Origin of the sequence: Nocardia sp. NPDC058633 (genome assembly GCF_042717045.1) — a bacterium.
Classification (GTDB): domain Bacteria; phylum Actinomycetota; class Actinomycetes; order Mycobacteriales; family Mycobacteriaceae; genus Nocardia.
The window spans coordinates 157,846-174,845 of the sequence record NZ_JBHXRA010000006.1 but is presented as its reverse complement, the minus strand read 5'-3'; the positions used below and the strand labels follow the sequence as shown (position 1 = coordinate 174,845).

19 protein-coding genes are annotated in these 17,000 nt (G+C 67.2%); 9 read left to right on the top strand and 10 right to left on the bottom strand.

Annotation, left to right across the window (positions count from 1 at the left end):
- Positions 1–32: 32 nt before the first annotated feature.
- From ACFWUR_RS09745 to ACFWUR_RS09735, 3 genes are all read right to left on the bottom strand, one after another.
- Positions 33–809 carry an ABC transporter permease gene (locus ACFWUR_RS09745; RefSeq protein WP_378904601.1) on the bottom strand — a complete coding sequence of 259 codons (777 nt, stop codon included), beginning with the start codon at positions 807–809 and terminating at the stop codon, positions 33–35.
- Positions 806–1,765 (bottom strand): ATP-binding cassette domain-containing protein, encoded by a 960-nt coding sequence (locus ACFWUR_RS09740; protein WP_378904598.1) that lies wholly within the window; start codon positions 1,763–1,765, stop codon positions 806–808. Before ACFWUR_RS09740 ends, ACFWUR_RS09745 begins: the two co-directional genes overlap by 4 nt.
- Before the next feature lie 113 nt (positions 1,766–1,878).
- On the bottom strand, positions 1,879–2,403 hold the full coding sequence (locus ACFWUR_RS09735; protein ID WP_378904595.1) for an EXLDI protein: 525 nt from the start codon (positions 2,401–2,403) through the stop codon (positions 1,879–1,881).
- A gap of 140 nt (positions 2,404–2,543) precedes the next feature.
- Here ACFWUR_RS09735 and ACFWUR_RS09730 point away from each other — a divergent pair, with 140 nt between their 5' ends.
- The 4 genes from ACFWUR_RS09730 to ACFWUR_RS09715 are packed head-to-tail and all read left to right on the top strand — an operon-like array spanning position 2,544 to position 6,929.
- Positions 2,544–4,232, top strand: coding sequence for a thiamine pyrophosphate-binding protein (locus ACFWUR_RS09730; protein ID WP_378904592.1), 1,689 nt, complete (start codon positions 2,544–2,546; stop codon positions 4,230–4,232).
- Positions 4,229–4,888: an SRPBCC family protein gene (locus ACFWUR_RS09725; RefSeq protein ID WP_378904589.1), complete on the top strand. Its 660-nt coding sequence runs from the start codon at positions 4,229–4,231 to the stop codon at positions 4,886–4,888. Before ACFWUR_RS09730 ends, ACFWUR_RS09725 begins: the two co-directional genes overlap by 4 nt.
- A gap of 2 nt (positions 4,889–4,890) precedes the next feature.
- Positions 4,891–5,904, top strand: coding sequence for a 3-oxoacyl-ACP synthase III family protein (locus tag ACFWUR_RS09720; protein WP_378905026.1), 1,014 nt, complete (start codon positions 4,891–4,893; stop codon positions 5,902–5,904).
- Positions 5,901–6,929: an aminotransferase class I/II-fold pyridoxal phosphate-dependent enzyme gene (locus tag ACFWUR_RS09715; protein WP_378904586.1), complete on the top strand. Its 1,029-nt coding sequence runs from the start codon at positions 5,901–5,903 to the stop codon at positions 6,927–6,929. Before ACFWUR_RS09720 ends, ACFWUR_RS09715 begins: the two co-directional genes overlap by 4 nt.
- A gap of 52 nt (positions 6,930–6,981) precedes the next feature.
- Here ACFWUR_RS09715 and ACFWUR_RS09710 read toward each other — a convergent pair whose 3' ends face one another.
- Positions 6,982–7,218, bottom strand: a complete 237-nt coding sequence (locus ACFWUR_RS09710) for a hypothetical protein (RefSeq protein ID WP_378904583.1) — start codon at positions 7,216–7,218, stop codon at positions 6,982–6,984.
- Here ACFWUR_RS09710 and ACFWUR_RS09705 point away from each other — a divergent pair.
- Positions 7,217–7,591, top strand: a complete 375-nt coding sequence (locus tag ACFWUR_RS09705; RefSeq protein ID WP_378904580.1) for a hypothetical protein — start codon at positions 7,217–7,219, stop codon at positions 7,589–7,591. The genes ACFWUR_RS09710 and ACFWUR_RS09705 overlap by 2 nt on opposite strands.
- Before the next feature lie 383 nt (positions 7,592–7,974).
- Here the strand turns inward: ACFWUR_RS09705 and ACFWUR_RS09700 are convergent, their stop codons facing one another.
- The 3 genes from ACFWUR_RS09700 to ACFWUR_RS09690 form a co-directional block, all read right to left on the bottom strand.
- Positions 7,975–8,268, bottom strand: a complete 294-nt coding sequence (locus ACFWUR_RS09700) for a hypothetical protein (RefSeq protein ID WP_378904577.1) — start codon at positions 8,266–8,268, stop codon at positions 7,975–7,977.
- 69 nt (positions 8,269–8,337) lie between these two features.
- A complete protein-coding gene (locus ACFWUR_RS09695; protein ID WP_378904574.1) occupies positions 8,338–8,643 on the bottom strand; it encodes a hypothetical protein in 306 nt (101 codons plus the stop codon).
- A gap of 61 nt (positions 8,644–8,704) precedes the next feature.
- Positions 8,705–9,112: an SdpI family protein gene (locus ACFWUR_RS09690; RefSeq protein ID WP_378904571.1), complete on the bottom strand. Its 408-nt coding sequence runs from the start codon at positions 9,110–9,112 to the stop codon at positions 8,705–8,707.
- 234 nt (positions 9,113–9,346) lie between these two features.
- Here ACFWUR_RS09690 and leuS point away from each other — a divergent pair, with 234 nt between their 5' ends.
- Entirely contained in the window at positions 9,347–12,187 is a 2,841-nt protein-coding gene (gene leuS, locus ACFWUR_RS09685) for a leucine--tRNA ligase (protein ID WP_378904568.1), read from the top strand.
- 37 nt (positions 12,188–12,224) lie between these two features.
- Positions 12,225–12,422 (top strand): DUF5808 domain-containing protein, encoded by a 198-nt coding sequence (locus ACFWUR_RS09680; protein ID WP_378904565.1) that lies wholly within the window; start codon positions 12,225–12,227, stop codon positions 12,420–12,422.
- Positions 12,423–12,439: 17 nt separating this feature from the next.
- On the opposite strand, the gene ACFWUR_RS09675 is transcribed toward ACFWUR_RS09680, so the two are convergent.
- Complete coding sequence (locus tag ACFWUR_RS09675) at positions 12,440–13,222, bottom strand: polysaccharide deacetylase family protein (RefSeq protein ID WP_378905023.1); 783 nt, start codon at positions 13,220–13,222, stop codon at positions 12,440–12,442.
- Positions 13,223–13,506: 284 nt separating this feature from the next.
- Positions 13,507–14,196, bottom strand: a complete 690-nt coding sequence (locus tag ACFWUR_RS09670) for an SDR family oxidoreductase (protein WP_378904562.1) — start codon at positions 14,194–14,196, stop codon at positions 13,507–13,509.
- Positions 14,197–14,281: 85 nt separating this feature from the next.
- Here ACFWUR_RS09670 and ACFWUR_RS09665 point away from each other — a divergent pair, with 85 nt between their 5' ends.
- Both ACFWUR_RS09665 and ACFWUR_RS09660 read left to right on the top strand, forming a co-directional pair.
- Positions 14,282–14,836 (top strand): DUF6069 family protein, encoded by a 555-nt coding sequence (locus ACFWUR_RS09665; protein WP_378904559.1) that lies wholly within the window; start codon positions 14,282–14,284, stop codon positions 14,834–14,836.
- 54 nt (positions 14,837–14,890) lie between these two features.
- Positions 14,891–16,231 carry an amylo-alpha-1,6-glucosidase gene (locus tag ACFWUR_RS09660; RefSeq protein ID WP_378904556.1) on the top strand — a complete coding sequence of 447 codons (1,341 nt, stop codon included), beginning with the start codon at positions 14,891–14,893 and terminating at the stop codon, positions 16,229–16,231.
- Here ACFWUR_RS09660 and ACFWUR_RS09655 read toward each other — a convergent pair.
- Positions 16,228–16,914: a pentapeptide repeat-containing protein gene (locus ACFWUR_RS09655; RefSeq protein WP_378904553.1), complete on the bottom strand. Its 687-nt coding sequence runs from the start codon at positions 16,912–16,914 to the stop codon at positions 16,228–16,230. The two genes, ACFWUR_RS09660 and ACFWUR_RS09655, sit on opposite strands and share 4 nt — an antisense overlap.
- Positions 16,915–17,000 lie beyond the last annotated feature (86 nt).

Genomic DNA, 17,000 nt, shown 5'->3' with positions numbered 1-17,000 from the left:
GGACCGTTCTGTGCGCCAATCTGTGCGCCGAGCTATTTCGCTTGCTTGCTGAAGATCGACTTGGACCAGAAGAACCCGCCGCCCGCGATCACAACACACCAGGCCAGCGAAACCCAGCCGTTGATGCCGATCTCGGTACCCATCAGCAGACCGCGCAGGGTTTCGGTGATGGGGGTGAAAGGCTGGTACTCAGCGAACTGACGCAATCCGACCGGCATGGTGTCGGTGGCCACCAGGCCACTGCCGAGAAACGGCATCATCACGATCGGAAACGGTGCGTTGCTCGCGCTTTCGACAGTGGGTGAGAGCAGGCCGAGCGCGATGGCGAGCCAGGAGAAGGCGAAGGTCACCAGCGTGAGCAGGCCGAGCGCGGCGATCCACTCGACGACGTTGGCCGTGGGCCGAAACCCGATCAACAGGGCCACACCGGTCATCGCGGCCATGCCACCGATCGCCTGGAGGAGCGAGCCGAGCACCTTCCCGGTGAGCATCGACGACGGCGAGATCGACATCACCCGAAAGCGATTCACGATTCCCTTGCTCGCATCACCGGCGATCGACACCGCGACCGACACCGTCATGTACGCGGGCAGCAACAACAACATGCCGGGAGCCAGATAGTCGATGTAGTTGCCGCCGGAGGATTTTTCCAACGCGCCGCCGAAGACGAAGTTGAAGATCAGCATCAGCACGGTCGGCATGATGATGATGCTGAAGATCATGCTCGGATAGCGCTTGGCGTGGATCATATTGCGCCGCAACATCGTCATCGTGTCGGCGAAGGCATAGGACTGGGTCTGGGTGGTCATCGCAGTGACTCCTGCTCGATGGTGGCGCGGCCGGTGAGAGTGAGGAAAACGTCGTCGAGATTGGGGGTGTGCACGGAAATTCCGCCCGCTTCGATTCTTTCGGCATCGAGCAGATCGAGCACCGTACGCAGTGAGCGCACGCCACCGTCGCCCGGCACCGCGAGCGTGAGCCCGTCGCCGCCCTCGAGTACCTGGGCGGTGGAGCCGAATGCGTCGCGGGCGGCATTCAGGGCGGCTTGTTCGCGGAAATCGATGCGGATGTGTCCGCCGGGGATCAGCCGTTTCAGTTCTGCCGCAGTGCCTTCGGCGACAATGCGGCCGTGGTCGAGCACTGCGATGCGGTCGGCCAGGTGGTCGGCCTCCTCCAGATACTGGGTGGTGAGGAAGACAGTGACACCGAGTTCGTCGACCAGCCCGCGGATGATGTCCCAGATGGCGCGGCGACTGCGCGGGTCGAGGCCGGTGGTCGGTTCGTCGAGGAAGATCACCTGTGGGTTGCCGACCAGGGTCATCGCGAGGTCGAGCCTGCGGGTCATCCCGCCGGAATAGGTGCTCGCAGGCTTGTCAGCAGCCTCGACCAGGTCGAACCGCTCCAGCAACTCCACTGCCAGACTGCGTGTTTCGCGCTTCGGCAGGTGGTTCAGATCCCCCATCATCTGCAGGTTCTCCCGGCCGGTCAGCAACTCGTCGACCGCGGCGAACTGCCCGGTGACGCCGATCAGTTCGCGCACCCCACCCCGGTCGCTGCCCACATCGCGGCCACCCACGGTGCACTCGCCCCCGTCGGCGCCGATCAGGGTGGTGAGGATTTGCACGGTGGTGGTCTTGCCCGCGCCGTTGGGGCCGAGCAGGGAGAAGATCGTGCCCTGCGCGACGGTGATGTCGATACCGTCGAGAACTGTCTTGTCGCCGTAGGCCTTGCGCAGGCCGCGTGCGGTGATGGCCGAGTTGACCATGGTCGTCCCTTTCCAGAGAATTTCATTCACTAGTGCGAATACGTGCATGTTTGATCCACACAGCCCCCAGGGGCTGCGGTGCTCGGTTGGGTATGTGGTTGTCGGCGAACCGCTCAGATATCGAGTTCCTCGATCTGCGGATGCGCGGTCATGTCTTCGACCTTGCGGTAGAGCTTGTCGGGGACGCGGCCCTTCAGATCCTTCAAGCCGTCGAGGATCTCGTACTCGTAGTCGCCCCAATCCCACGGCGCGCCGATGCCGAACATGCGGCGCCAGTACTTCCATTCCTTCATGTCACCGGCGGCTTCACCGGTCGGGTAGTCCTCCCACTTCGCCGAGTGCGTGTAGAGCACGAGCTTGCCCTTGCGACTGCGGTAGACCGCCTGGTGCAGCGCCCGCTTGTCGTCGGCATCGCGCCATTCGCCCAGCAGCGAGCCCTGAAAGCGCACCTGCCGAACAGCGTCGCGGCCCACCTGCAGCGTGATCTCCTCGAAGCCGGCCTCGCGGCCTTCTTGCAGCTCGATGAGCCTGCGGAGCGCGGCGACCACCGTGCTGGAGAGGTTGCCGCCGACGAGCTCCTGCGCCCGCTGGAACACGGGGAGGTCGTCATCGGAAACGTAGATCGTCTTGTTGGGCATGAACTCACTATACGTATATGTGTACGTACACACAAGGGTGAGTATTGGACCACCCTCTGAACTCCCTGTCCGCGCGCCTCGTAGTCCCCGGTAAGAGCGGTCCTCAGACCGCCCGATTTCGTCGCGGAGAAGGAGGGCCGATGCCGTACCGAGTGGTGGACTACCTGGTACGAACGGTAGCCGACCGGGGAATCACCCAGATCTTCGGCGTCGACGGCGCCAATATCGAAGACCTGTACGACGCGATCTTCGACGCGGGGGGTTCGCCGGCCGGCATCGTCGCCAAGCACGAGTTCTCCGCCGCCACGATGGCCGACGGGTACGCGCGCAGCACCGCCACGATGGGCGTCGTGGCCGCCACTTCCGGTGGCGGGGCGATGAATCTTGTTGCCGGACTGGCCGAGTCGTTCACCGCACGGGTGCCGGTGCTGGCCTTGGTCGGGCAGCCGCCGACGAACCTGGAAGGGCACGGCGCATTCCAGGATTCGAGCGGCACGGCCGAATCCATCGACGCGGCAGCACTGTTCGCTACGATCAGCAGGTACTGCGCTCGCGTGACCGATCCGGCCGAGCTGCCCGCTCAGCTCGCCGCGGCGATCGCCGCGGCGGAGAGCGGCGGACCGGCGGTGCTGCTGATCCCGAAAGATGTTCAGCAGCAGCTGATGCCGGATCAAGTGCCGCCGGTCCCCGCGCGCCTCGACAGCGGAGCCGAAGCGCCCGAGATCACCGCGCAGACCATCGCCGCCGCACTGGCCGACGCCCGGCGCATCGGCAAGGTGGTGATCATCGCCGGTGATCAGGTCGCTCGCGACAACACCCGTGCCGAACTCGCCCAATTGGTAGCCGCACTCGACGCCGCGATCGGCCTGGCCCCCGACGCCAAGGACGTGTACTCCAACACGGGCCCCGGCTACTGCGGTGTCGCGGGCAGCATGGGTCACGCCGAATTGGTGGAGGCGTTGGGCGCGGCGAGCGCCTGCCTACTGATCGGCACCCGCCTACCGGTCACCGCCCGCGCCGGCCTCGACAGCGCCCTCGCCGACCTGCCGGTACTCAGCATCGGCGCGCTCCCGCCCTATCTGGCGGCGGCGACCCACGCCACCAGCACCGATCTGGCTGAAACAATCACCGCACTGCTGGCAGGCATCGACGCGGGTTCGACAACGAGCGCACGCTCCACCGAGCTCACCGCGATGACGGTCCCCGAAGCCGCGGGCCCCGGGCTGCGCTATCGCACCGTCGTCGAGGCAATCCAGCACGCCTTGCCCGAGGGCGCCGATATTTTCGCCGACGCGGGTAACACCGGAGCCTCGGTGGTGCATTACCTACGGGTACCCGAGCGCGGACGTTTCACGGTCGCACTCGGGATGGGCGGAATGGGTTACGCCTTCGGCGCGGGTATCGGTTCCGCCTTCGCGCGCCGCTCCGCACCCGACGGCCCGCACCACACCGTCGTCATCGCCGGCGACGGCTCGTTCTTCATGCACGGCATGGAGATCCACACCGCGATCGAACACGACCTGCCCATCACCTTCGTGGTGTTCAACAACAACGCGCACGCCATGTGCGTCACCCGCGAACAGCTCTACTACCGGGATCGATACAGCTTCAACCGTTTTCACCCGTCGCACCTGGGAGCGGGCATCGCGGCCATGTTCCCCGGGCTACCCGCCCGCACCGTCTCCGACCCCGCCCGGCTGGCCGACGCGCTGGAACACAGCTTCGCCGCCGACGGGCCCTCGTTCCTCGAAATCCTCTGCGACCCCGACGAAGTACCGCCGTTCCTCCCCTTCCTGTCCGCCCTCGAATCATCCAGGAGCACCTCGTGACCACCAGCGCCCTGCCCGCCCTGTCCGACATTCCCGAGGAGGTGGTACCCGGCGTCATCCGGATCGAGAACTCCGACCGGGAAACCACCACGCCGATCATCATGGACATGCTGCGTTCGGTGTATCCACACGACCAGATCTTCGGCGACTACTGCCCGGTGCAGACCTATATCGCCGCGCCGCCGCGCGAGGTGTACGAATACCTCGCCGACACCCGCTCGCTCGAGGAATGGACCTACAGCCTGCGCGGATTCGTCGAAACCGACGAGCCCGGCCTGTGGCTGTCCTACGACCGCCTCGGCGACGCGACCAAGTGTTTCACCCGCACCGTCGCCCATGCCGACGCGATGACCGTCGACTATCACTGCGCGTGGGACCAGTCCGAGCACCTGTGGATGATCTATCTGATGCGGGTGGTCGACGCCCAGGTGGTGTTCAACAAGCCCGGTTCGGTGGTGACGTGGGTCAACTGCAAGCACCCCTTCTACGACGAGAACGGCTACCCCGAAACAGCTCCGCCCAAGCGCCCCGTCTGGGTCGGCGACTTCTGGGAGATGTTCTCCGCCGGACACCAGCTCGAGCTGGACAACCTCAAAGCCATTTGTGAATACCGCGCGGCCAACGGGCTGCCGATCAAGCCGGAGTGGATGCAGTGAACATGCCGCAGGTGAGTCTGGTCGACGTCGCGAGCTATCTGCCCGGCGACCCCGTCCCGACCGACTACTTCACCCAGTTCTCCCGTTCGGAGCGGATGGCGAAGAACGTGATGTTCCGTTCGCCGACGGGCCGCCATCACATCGGCCGCGACGAAACCGCCGTCGACATGGCCGAGAAGGCGTTCGAGGCGCTGCGCGAACGCCACGGCGCCGGTCTCGCCGCCGAGATCGACATCATCATCACCCACACCCAACTGCCCGACAATCCGGTGCTCGGCGCGGGCCCCGAACTGGCCCGGCGGCTGGGCGCTCGTCCGTCGCAGGTGCTCGACGTCCACAACAGCGGCTGCGCGGCATTCGTCCAGATGATGGCGATGGCCCGGATGATGATGGCCACCAGCGACGCCAAGACCGCGCTGATCGTCGCCGCGCAGAACTGCGCGGGCCCGGTGTTCACCCAGCCCGATATCCGCAAGCTGGCGCAGGCGCCGGTGCCCGGTGACGGTTGCGGAATCGGCCTGCTGCGAAAGGACGACTCGGGCCCGATCCTCGACATCGAAACCCGCACCTATCCCGAATTCGCCGGTGACATGGACTTTTCCACGAACGGTCCACGCAAGTACTGGGAACCGGGCGAGGGCCAGGGGTGTGTGAGCTTCTCCGAATCCAAGATCACCAAGGTGTTCGCGCGCGGCAATCGGCTCGTGCCCGAGGTGGCGCTGGCGGTCTGCGATCGGATCGGGGTGAAGAGCAGCGACATCGACACCTTCGTCACCAACCAGCCGAACCGGCTGTTCCTGCGCAACTGGCACGACGCACTGGAGCTGCCTGCCGAACGTCATCCCGATACGTTCGACCACTGCGGAAACCTTTTCGCCGCAGGCATTCCCGTGACGCTCGATGTGGAGAACCGGGCAGGTCGATTGCGAAACGGTTCGGTGGTGTTGCTGTCGGCGTTCGCACACGCGGGCGATTTCGCCGGCGCGGCGGCTGTTCGCTGGGGCGCGGCGCGATGACGGTGCGGCTGGTGGAACCGACGCTGCCCTCCCTGCGGTTCCACACCACAGCGACTCCCACGCTGTTCGACCTCGGTCTCAGCGAGAACCCCTTCCCACCACTGCCGTCCGTTCTGGCCGCGGTGAATCTCGCACTGACCCAGGCCAATCGGTATCCGGACTTCCTTCCGGAGGAACTGCCGCGAGTCATCGCCGACCACCTCGGGGTCTCGCCCGACGACGTGGTGGTCGGCGCTGGAGCAACCGGGGTCGCAATGCAGGTGACGCGAGCGCTCGGCAGCGGTGAAATACTCACCAGCACACCGACCTTCGACGGCTACCCGATCATGGCCGACATGGCCGGGATGACACTGGTGCCGGTCCCCCTCGCCCCCCGCGGCGATCAGGACCTGTCCGCGATGCGGCGCGCGGTGAACCGGCGCACCGCCCTGATCGTGCTCTGCCGCCCTCACAATCCCACCGGAACCGTCCTCGACGCAGCGGCCGTCGGATCCTTCCTTGCCGCGATTCCCCAGCGCGTGCCGGTACTACTCGACGAGGCCTACGTCGAATTCCTCGCTCCGACAGACCGTCTCGACATTCACACACTGCTGCGCCGGCACCCGAACCTGATCGTCCTGCGCACCTTCTCCAAGGCTTACGGCTTGGCCGGACTGCGGATCGGCTACTGCGTGGGCCACGGAGAGCTGATCGAACGAATCCGCCGTCAGCAGTTGCCCTTCGGAATCCCCACCACGTCGGTCGCCGCGGTACGTGCCGCCTATGCCGCAGGCACGGAACTGCGCGATCGTGTCGACCACATCAATCGTGAACGCGAGCTCGTCCGAATGTCGCTGCGTGGCTGCGGAATAGATGTGCCGCGCAGCTCGGCGAACTTCCTGTATCTGCCCGGCCCGGGCGTCGCCACCGCGCTCCGGCGCGCCGGCATCAAGGCGAAGGCCTACCCCGACGGTAGCGCCCGCATCGCGGTCGGTGACCCCGCCGCAGGCCGCGCCGTCCACGCCGCCCTCGTCGACCTGCGCTAGTCGGCGCACCGACCGGGATCTGGTCCGTCACCAGGTCCCGGTCCTGCGCGGCTCAGCACCCGCCACCGCCACCACAACCGCCGCCGCCACTCCCTCCACCGCAGCTACCTCCGCTGCCGCCGTCACCACTTCCGCCGTCGCCGGTAGCGGCGAACCCGGCACCGGCACCACCCGCGGCGATCCATTTGGCCTTACCGGCCTTGTCGCTCGCACCGCGCTTGGACCCGAGCACGATCCGCGTGACACCCATGAGGAACAGCATCAGCGAGCCGAAGAGATGCGCCTCCATGAACATCCACCCGAACGCCGCCCCGATCAGCCCCGCGACCAGTAGAACCACCGACCCGGCCAAGTACACCCTGCTCGCCCGAAGGTCGGAACCCGTAGCGGCCATCGGTTACCTCCTGCGACTTTCGATGCGTAACCACCCAGAATCCTCCACTGAACGAGCTTCGGGTCCGACACCGGTTCAGCCCTGCGCTGCCGGTCAGCAGCTACTGCCACCACCGCAACTGCTACTGCTGCCACCACCACAGCTGCTGCTCGACCCGGAGTCACAACTGCTCGACCAGCTACCGCTGTCGCTGCTGACACTGCCGCCGCTGGACCAGCCGCCATCAGCGGAGCTCCAGCTACTCGCCCCCGAGCGGCGCCCGCGCTGACGAGCACGGGCCGACTCCCGAGCCTGCCGCTTCGCGGCAATGCGCGCTCGCCGCTGCGGCCGCCCCTGTGGATCTGTCACCTGTTGGACGATCGCCATGATGATCATGATCGGCACCGTCACGATGCCGACCACGCCGAGCACACCGACAAGAAACATCAGAATCGTTGCCATCACGTCGCCGATACTCATGGGACCCTCCTCGCTGGACCAGCTTGTCGAGGCGACCGTAATCGCGAGTCCTTACAATCGGCTTTCAGCCGACCTGCAGTCGAAGCCACTCCCGACCTCGCCACATCCCTTGCCCCACAGGGCAGCCCGGCCCACGCACCCGTGTTTCGCCGTTCGCGCGCGAAGCTCGGTGACGGTGTGTGTCAGCTGCCGTCATTCGCCGCTGGTCGACGGGAAATCACTGCTCGCCGAACTACCGCCTCCGCTGGACCGAGCACCCGCCGACGGACGCTTGCTCGTCGTCCGCTCGGCCTGCCTCGACACCGCACGCCGACGCGCCCGTCGCGCAGCGGCGGCGTGCCGTTCGGTCTTGGCCTCTGGTGTGGCACCGAGCACGACCAGCCCGAACAGCACCATCACGAGGGTGGTCGCCAGCAGGACAGCTCCCGTGCCACCCCCCAGCAACAACCCGACAACAGCGACGATGAACGCCACGACAAAGATCATGGTTCCTCCCCCGAGATGCGCATCGCCGGATGCCGACGATGCCGATTGCTTACCTCTACGGCCCAGCGATCATTCGCCGCCCCCGCCGCCCCCACAGCCGCTGCTACCGCCCCCACAGCCACCCCCGTGTCCGCCACCACCACCGATGCCGTGCGATTGACCGCCGCCGTCACCCAACCAGCCGGTCCCGGCCGCGGACGAGCCCCACCACCGCTTCGATTTGCGTGAACCGCCGAGATCGCGGCGGACGAATACGCAGCCGACCAAGAAGACGATCACCGCGACGACGAGCACGACTATCCCCGCGATCGTCGAATAGCTGGTAGTGATCGCCCCGATCAATGCGAGCACGAGCCCCGCCCCGACAAGTTTCATGATTCCCCCGATGAAGATCCTGATTCCTGTTGTACCGGAACGCGGGACCCGCCGCCAGGGGTTAGTTCGCGGGGGCGCAGGTGTCGCGCAGGGAGCAACCACCGCAGGAGGAGCCGCAGCCGCCGACAGGGGCGGGAGGCAGGAGGGGTTCGACCGTTCGGGCGGCGGCGTTGGCGCCTGCGCCGAGGGTGAAGATCGCGATCACGGCGACCAGCGCGGCCACGCCGAGCCCAGCCAAACCACCGGCCACCAGCACGACCAGGCCGCCGGCGAACAGCAGTGCGCCCGCGCCGACAGAGGTGGGGGCGGCGATGCGGTTGGCGATCCGGAAATTGTCGTCGCTGTGCAGCGCGGCTTCGGTGGTGACACCGAGGAAGCGATTGCGGGGCAGTTTGCCGAGCAGTCCGAGCACGCCGGTCACGATGGCGACCGCGGCCAGCGCGAACAACAGGGAAGCGACGACGACCATTCCTGCAGGCTAGCGCACCCGCGCCGGGGCCGATCGAGAGCTCCCCACCGAAGGTGACCGCCCACACAACGACGAGCGCCGCGCCGGACCGTCCGGTACCGCCGTCGCGGTCGCGGCCACCGCACACGGTCGAGGCGGGACCGTTGTCTCGGCCCATGGAAATATCCTGGCATCGACGTTCTACGCTGTTAGACGATGTTTACCGGGGATCGGCGAGAACAAGAAGGCAGGACCGTGCAGGACACTCGTGCAACCGAGACTGACGTACCTCAGCACCGGTACAACGCCGAGCTGGCTGGGCGGATCGAGCGACGCTGGCAGCAGAACTGGACCGAGCGCGCCACGTTCAGCGCGCCCAACCCGGTGGGCCCGCTCGCCGGCGAGACGCCGCCCGACAAGCTGTTCATCCAGGACATGTTCCCGTTCCCCTCGGGCGCCGGCCTGCACGTCGGCCACCCGCTCGGCTATATCGCCACCGACGTCTTCGGCCGCTATCACCGCATGCGCGGGCGCAACGTGCTGCACGCGCTCGGCTACGACGCCTTCGGCCTGCCCGCCGAGCAGTACGCCGTGCAGACCGGTGCGCACCCACGGGTGACCACCGAGGCCAATATCGCGACGATGCAGCGTCAGCTCGACCGGCTGGGTCTGGGCCATGATCCGCGCCGTTCGTTCGCCACCACCGACCCCGAGTACTACCGGTGGACGCAGTGGATCTTCCTGCGCATCTACAACTCCTGGTACGACCAGGAAGCCGGTCGCGCCCGGCCCATCGCCGAGCTGCAAGAGCAGTTCGCCACGGGCGCGCGTCCGGTTCCCGACGGCGACTGGAACACGATGTCGGCCGCCGAGCGTGGCGCGCTGGTGGACTCCTATCGGCTTGTTTACCAGTCCGATTCGATCGTCAACTGGTGCCCGGGTCTGGGCACGGTGCTGTCGAACGAAGAGGTCACCGCCGACGGCCGCAGCGAACGCGGGAACTTTCCCGTGTTCCGTAAGCGCATGTGGCAGTGGATGATGCGCATCACCTCCTACTCCGACCGCCTGGTCGACGACCTGGACACGCTGGACTGGCCCGACAATGTGAAGTCCATGCAGCGCAACTGGATCGGGCGCTCGCGTGGCGCACAGGTGCGGTTCGACGCCGCCGGCGAGACCATCGAGGTGTTCACCACCCGACCCGACACCCTGTTCGGCGCGACGTATGTCGTGCTGTCCCCCGAGCACGAGCTGGTCGACAAGCTGACCGCGGGCGCGTGGCCGGCCGACACGGACGCCCGGTGGACCAACGACAGCGCCACCCCCGCCGAAGCTGTTGCCGCATACCGCAAATCGATCGCGGCGAAATCGGATCTGGAACGTCAGGAGAACAAGGAGAAGACCGGCGTCTTCCTCGGCTCCTACGCGAGCAACCCCGCCGACGGCAAGCAGGTGCCGATCTTCATCGCCGACTACGTGTTGAGCGGCTACGGCACCGGCGCCATCATGGCGGTGCCCGGCCACGACGGCCGCGACTGGGACTTCGCGACCACGCTCGGCCTGCCGATCGTCGAGGTGATCGCCGGTGGCGACGTCGGCGAAGCCGCCTACTCCGGCGACGGCGAGCTGGTGAATTCCGGCTTCCTGAACGGACTTCCGGTCGACGAGGCCAAGGCGACCATGATCGGTCACCTGGAAGCCGAGGGTCACGGCACCGGCACCGTCCAGTACAAACTGCGCGACTGGCTGTTCGCCCGGCAGCGGTACTGGGGCGAGCCGTTCCCGATCGTTTACGACGCCGACGGCGTGGCGCACGCGCTGCCGGAATCCATGCTGCCCGTGGAACTTCCGGAGATGGAGGATTTCGCGCCGGTCACCTTCGACGCCGACGACGCGAACTCCGAGCCGTCCCCGCCGCTGGCCAAGGCCACCGACTGGGTGAACGTCGAACTGGATCTGGGCGACGGGCCCAAGCAGTACCGCCGCGACACCAACGTCATGCCCAACTGGGCCGGATCGTCGTGGTACCAGCTGCGCTACGCCGACCCGACCAACGCCGAGACGTTCTGCGCCGAGGAGAACGAGAAGTACTGGTTGGGTCCGCGCACGGCGGAGCACGGCCCGAACGACCCGGGCGGTGTCGACCTCTATGTCGGCGGTGTGGAGCACGCGGTGCTGCACCTGCTGTACGCGCGGTTCTGGCAGAAAGTGCTCTTCGACCTGGGCGATGTGTCGGGCAGCGAGCCCTACCGTCGCCTGTACAACCAGGGTTATGTGCAGGGGTACGCCTACACCGACTCCCGTGGCGCGTATGTGCCCGCCGCCGAGATCGTCGAACGCGACGCGAAGTTCTTCTGGACCGGTGCCGACGGCGTCGAGATCGAGGTCTTCCAGGAGTACGGCAAGATCGGCAAGTCGCTGAAGAACGCCATCTCGCCCGACGAGATGTGCGACCTCTACGGTGCCGACACATTCCGCTTCTACGAGATGTCGATGGGTCCGCTGGACACCTCACGCCCGTGGGCGACCAAGGACGTCGTCGGCGCGCACCGCTTCCTGCAGCGCGTCTGGCGTCTGGTGGTCGACGAAGAGACCGGTGCGGTGAAGGCCACCGACGCCGCGCCCTCGGACGAGACCCTGCGCCTGGTGCACCGCACCATCGCCGGCGTCGACGACGACCTGGCCGCCCTGCGCGACAACACCGCCGGCGCCAAGCTGATCGAGCTCACCAACCACCTCACCAAGAACTACCCCACCGGTGCCCCCCGCGCCGCGGTGGAACCCCTGGTGCTGATGCTCGCCCCGCTGGCACCCCACATCGCCGAAGAACTCTGGGAACGCCTGGGCCACAGCACTTCCCTGGCCCACGGCCCCTTCCCGGCCGCCGATCCGGCACTGCTGGTCGCGGATTCGGTCGAGTACCCGATCCAGGTCAAGGGCAAGGTCCGCAGCCGGATCCAGGTCCCCGCCGACGCCGATGCGGCGTCGATCGAGGCCGCCGCCCTGGCCGACGAGAAGGTCCTCGCCCTGCTCGAAGGTCGAGCGCCCCGCAAGATCATCGTGGTGCCGGGGAAGATGGTCAACATCGTCCCCTGATCCGACCCACCCGCTCGACGACGCGAGGAGCAACGACATGTCCGAACCGAAATCCGAGCGGGTGCCCGAGCCGCAGGGCCGCGCGGCCGGGCTGCCCTACGACTGGCGTCGACCGACCTGGGCGCGATTCAAGGCCCGAGTCTGGAACCCCGACGACCCCCGGTTTCTCACTCCGAAGTCCTTCGGCTGGGGCTATGACCTCAACCTCTATCGCCTGTTCCACCGGCGGCGCTGAACCGCCGGTGGCCGTTGTCAGGCTTGGACCTCGAGCACGTCGTTCAGGGTGACCAGGGCCAGATTGCGCTCCCTGATGATGTCGACCAGTTGGCCGTAGCAGTGGGTCACCGGCGGGAAGTTGGCGTGGCCGATGACGATCGACTGGGCGGCGAAGTACTTGTGAGCGCACTCGATCAGGTACTCCTCGGTGATGAGGCCCGAGTCGGCGAGGGAGCCGTACCACATGGTGGGCACGGTGTAGCCGAGGTCGGCGGCGACCTTGTCGACAGTCGCGTTGTGATAGCCGAACGGCGGGCGGTAGTACGGGGTGCCGTCGACGCCGAAGTTGTTGCGCAGGAACGTTTTCGTGCGACCGAGCTGGTCGGCCACCGCGGTGGTGCCGATCTTGGTCAGGGCGGCGTGGTCCCAGGTGTGATTGCCGAGCTGGATCTGACCCGATTCCACCAGCGGGCGCAGCGCGTCGCGGTGGATGGTCCAGGATTCGTAGTAGCCGGTGACGAAGAAAGTGAAGCGGGCGCCGGTGTCCTCGGCCCACTTCACGTAGGCGCCGACGACTTCGGGGCTGGCTCCGTCATCGACGGTCAGAGCCATGGAAAGTCCCTGGCCCGGGAGCGCGGTGATGGGTTTCGGGGCGATGATCGACTTCGGGCCGCCCGGCGGGGGCGGGAGCAGTGGTTGCGCGGGGGACGGGGGCGGGACGGGGATCTCGCCGGCGGAACCGGCCTCGACGGTCTCGCCCTCGGCTCTGGCGCAGCCGGTCAGCGCCACAGCGGTACCCGCGGCCAACATCGCCAACATTCGACGTCTGTCCACTTGCCAACCCCTACTCGAACCGGGTGCGTCTCGTCGCGGGCGAGAGCACGATCAAATCAGCGGGACGATACCCACCGAATCCATCGAGCACTCGAACCGGCGGACATCTCTGTGCGAACGCCGACGCCGACCCCTGGACGCGGCTCTCCGGCGACCCTACCGAATCGGATCGCGCGGGTCGGGGCACACCCTCGTACCCTCACATCGCGTCGCGTCGTCGGGTCCGGGTCGTCCACCTCCGCCGCGCGGAAGAAGCGAAGTGGCGCAGCTCAGCGGGGTCGCAGCACGATCTCGGTCGGGTGCCCGTCGCGCGGGGTGTCGACAGCGTTTCGCACCGCGCCGGCCACCGTTTCGACGGTGAGGAATTCCGCCGGCCGGTACTCACGGCCCTCGTCGGCGACGATCGCCCGCTGCATATCGGTGTCGATGCGGCCGGGGAACAACGAGGTCACCCGCAGCGACGGCTCTTCCTGCCGCAGCGCGTCGGCGAAGGCGCGCAGCCCGAATTTGCTCGCCGCGTAGGAGCCCCAGCCGGGATGGGCACGCAGGCCCGCCCCGGAATTGATCAGCACCACGTGCCCGTTCGCGGCGCGCAGCGCGGGCAGCAACACCCGCGTGAGCTCGGCGACGGCGATCAGATTGACCTCGAGAGTCTCGCGCCACTGCTCGACCGAGGACTCGGCGACGGAACCGAGATCGGCGATGCCCGCGTTGTGGACCAGGACATCGAGGCGGCCGATCTGCTCGGCGGCCGCGGCCGCGGCGGGGTAGTCGGTGAGCGGCACCGGCCAGCCGGTCGCGTCGGGCAGCTCCGTGAGAATCGACTTCAGCGAGTCGGCGCAACGGGCACCCAGCAGCAGGTCGTGGGTGGGCGCGAGTTCGCGGGCGATCGCGGCGCCGAGTCCACGGCTGGCGCCGGTGATGAGAGCGGTCGGGGCGGGAGTACTGGTCACCGTCATACCCGCCACGCTAGCTGGCACGGAGATCTCGACACCCTGGCCGTTTCCGCGCGCGGATGGCAGCACCGACTAGTACCGTCGGACTATGACCGATCCCCGGTACAACTACGGACCAGACAACCCGCAGTACCCCCAGCACCAGGGTCAGCCGCAGTACGCCTACGGCCAGGGTGAGCCGCAGTATCCGCACGGCCAGGGTGAGCCGGAACCCAAGGTCAATGTGGGCAAGTTGTGGGCGGGTGGCCTCGGCACGGCCGTCGTCGCCGCGTTGCTGGTGGTTGTCGCGATCATGCTGATCCGCGGAGTGCTCGGCATCGCGATCCTCTCGCCGGAGGGCGCGGGCGCGTACGGCACCGTTTCCACCACGTCCTACGCCATCGCCGCCGCGGGTGCCGCGCTGATGGCGACGGCCCTGCTGATGGTGCTGCTGCTGGCCATGCCGAGCCCGCTCACCTTCTTCACCTGGATCTGCCTGCTACTCACCGCCGTCGCGGTGATTCTGCCGTTCACGCTGGTCGCCGACCTCGACGCCAAGATCGCGACCGCGGCGATCAACCTGGTGGTGGGGCTGTGCATCACCACCATGCTCAGCTCGGTCGGCTCGGCCGCCCAGAACACGCCGCGTCAAGCCGGGTACTGATCGTCACACCGCCGCCGAGGTGCCCCAACGCCTGCGCCGCCGCAGAATAGGTAGATGACCGACCCAGGTTTCACCTCGACGCAGCTCGCGGCTCGCGCGGCCTACCTCCTGCGCGGCAACGACCTGGGCACGATGACCAGCGCCGCGCCCCGCCTCTACCCGCACATGTGGAGCTGGGACGCGGCGTTCGTCGCGGTCGGTCTGGCGCCGTTGAGCGTGGAACGCGCCGTGGTCGAGCTCGACACGCTGCTGTCGGCGCAGTGGAAGAACGGGATGATCCCGCACATCGTCTTCGCCAACGGTGTGGACGGATACTTCCCCGGACCCGCACGCTGGGAGTGTCGCAAGCTGGCGGCCAACGCACCCGACGGGCCCGACACCTCCGGCATCACCCAGCCGCCGGTGCACGCCATCGCCGTGCAGCGCATCCTCGACCATTCCCGCAGGCACGGCCGCTCCACCCGCGCGGTCGCCGAGGAATTCCTCAACCGGCGCTGGCCGGATCTGGTGCGCTGGCACCGTTGGCTCGCGCACGCCCGCGACCCCAAGGAAACCGGGCGGATCACGCTCTATCACGGCTGGGAATCCGGGATGGACAACTCACCGCGCTGGGACCGCGCCTACGCCAATGTTGTTCCTGGCAAGGATCTTCCGCCGTATCTGCGCGCGGACACCGCGATCGTCTCCGACCCCACCCAGCGACCGAGCGACCGGGAATACGACCGCTACCTGTGGCTGGTCGAGCAGATGCGGCGCGCGAACTACGACGATTTCCAGCTCACCTCGGTGATGAGCTTCGCCGTGGAGGACGTGTTCGTGTCGGCGATCTTCGCACTGGCCTGCGAGGTGCTCGCCGACATCGGCGAGGAGTACAAGCAACCGCACGCCGACGTGCGCGAACTGCACGGCTGGGCCGACCGTTTCCGCAAGGGCGTCGTCGCCACCACCGACGAACGGACTGGCGCCGCACGGGATTACGACGTCCGGCTGCAACGCTGGATCGGCACCGAAACCCTCGCCATGTTCGCGCCGCTGATCTCGGGCGGCCTGCCCCGCCACGCCGAGCGCGCCCTGCTCAACACCTTCGAAGGCCCCCGCTTCTGCGGCCACCCCGACCTCCGCTACGCCCTGCCCCCGTCCACCTCCCCCGTCGCCAAGGACTTCCGCCCCCGCGAGTACTGGCGCGGCCCCGTCTGGCCGGTGATGAGCTGGCTGTTCTCCTGGGCCTTCGCCCGGCGCGGCTGGGCCGAGCGCTCCTACATGCTCCGCGCCGAGGGTTTGCGCCAGGCCAGCGACGGCAGCTTCGCCGAGTACTACGAGCCGTTCACCGGTGCGCCACTGGGCAGTATGCAGCAATCCTGGACTGCCGCTTCGGTTCTCGACTGGCTCGGTTAGTCCTCGCCGACGGAGGTTTGCCACTCGACGGTGATGCCGAGTTCGCGCGCGAGCGTGGCCGCCAGTCCTTCCGGGTCGCCGCCGCTGATCGTGGCGCCACGCAGAGCCGTGATGCCGAAGATGCCGGTGAGGTCGCAGTCTTCGAAGCGAAGATTCTGCTGGATGCGGGCGCCGGTGAAGCGGGCGCCGACGAGATTGCAGCGTTCGAAGCGGACATTGCGGAACTCGATGTTCTGGAAGTCGGCTTGACGGAGGTCGCAGTCGCGGAAAACCACTGTGCGCATACGGGATTGAGCGAATGAGGACAGATCGGCGCGCGTGGAGTCGATCGTGACGTCGCGCAGCACGCCCGCTGTCCAGGACAACCCGGTGAGTCGGCCGTGTTCGACCAGGGTCTCGATCATCGAGGAGTCGTCGGCCTGCACGTTGGCCAGATCGCACACGCGCAGCGTGGATTCGGCGATGGTGCTGTGGCGCAGGGTGCTGGGGAAGCGAACGCTGTCGAACAGGCAGGCTTCTACGCTCATGGCGGAGACGTGCCGCTCGGCGAAGTCCGCATCGCGATATTCGACGTCGGTCGCGGTCAGTTCGTCGACCGGGTCGTCGGCGGGCGAGACCGCCGGGCGCAGCGCCCCCAGTTTCGCCACCGTGGGCTCGAACCGCACCTCACGCTTACGCGCCATGCCTAACCACTCCCGTCATCCGATGTCGGCATCAAGATACGGGCACCGGCCGACAGGCTTTCGGTAACTATTCACAGACACCCACC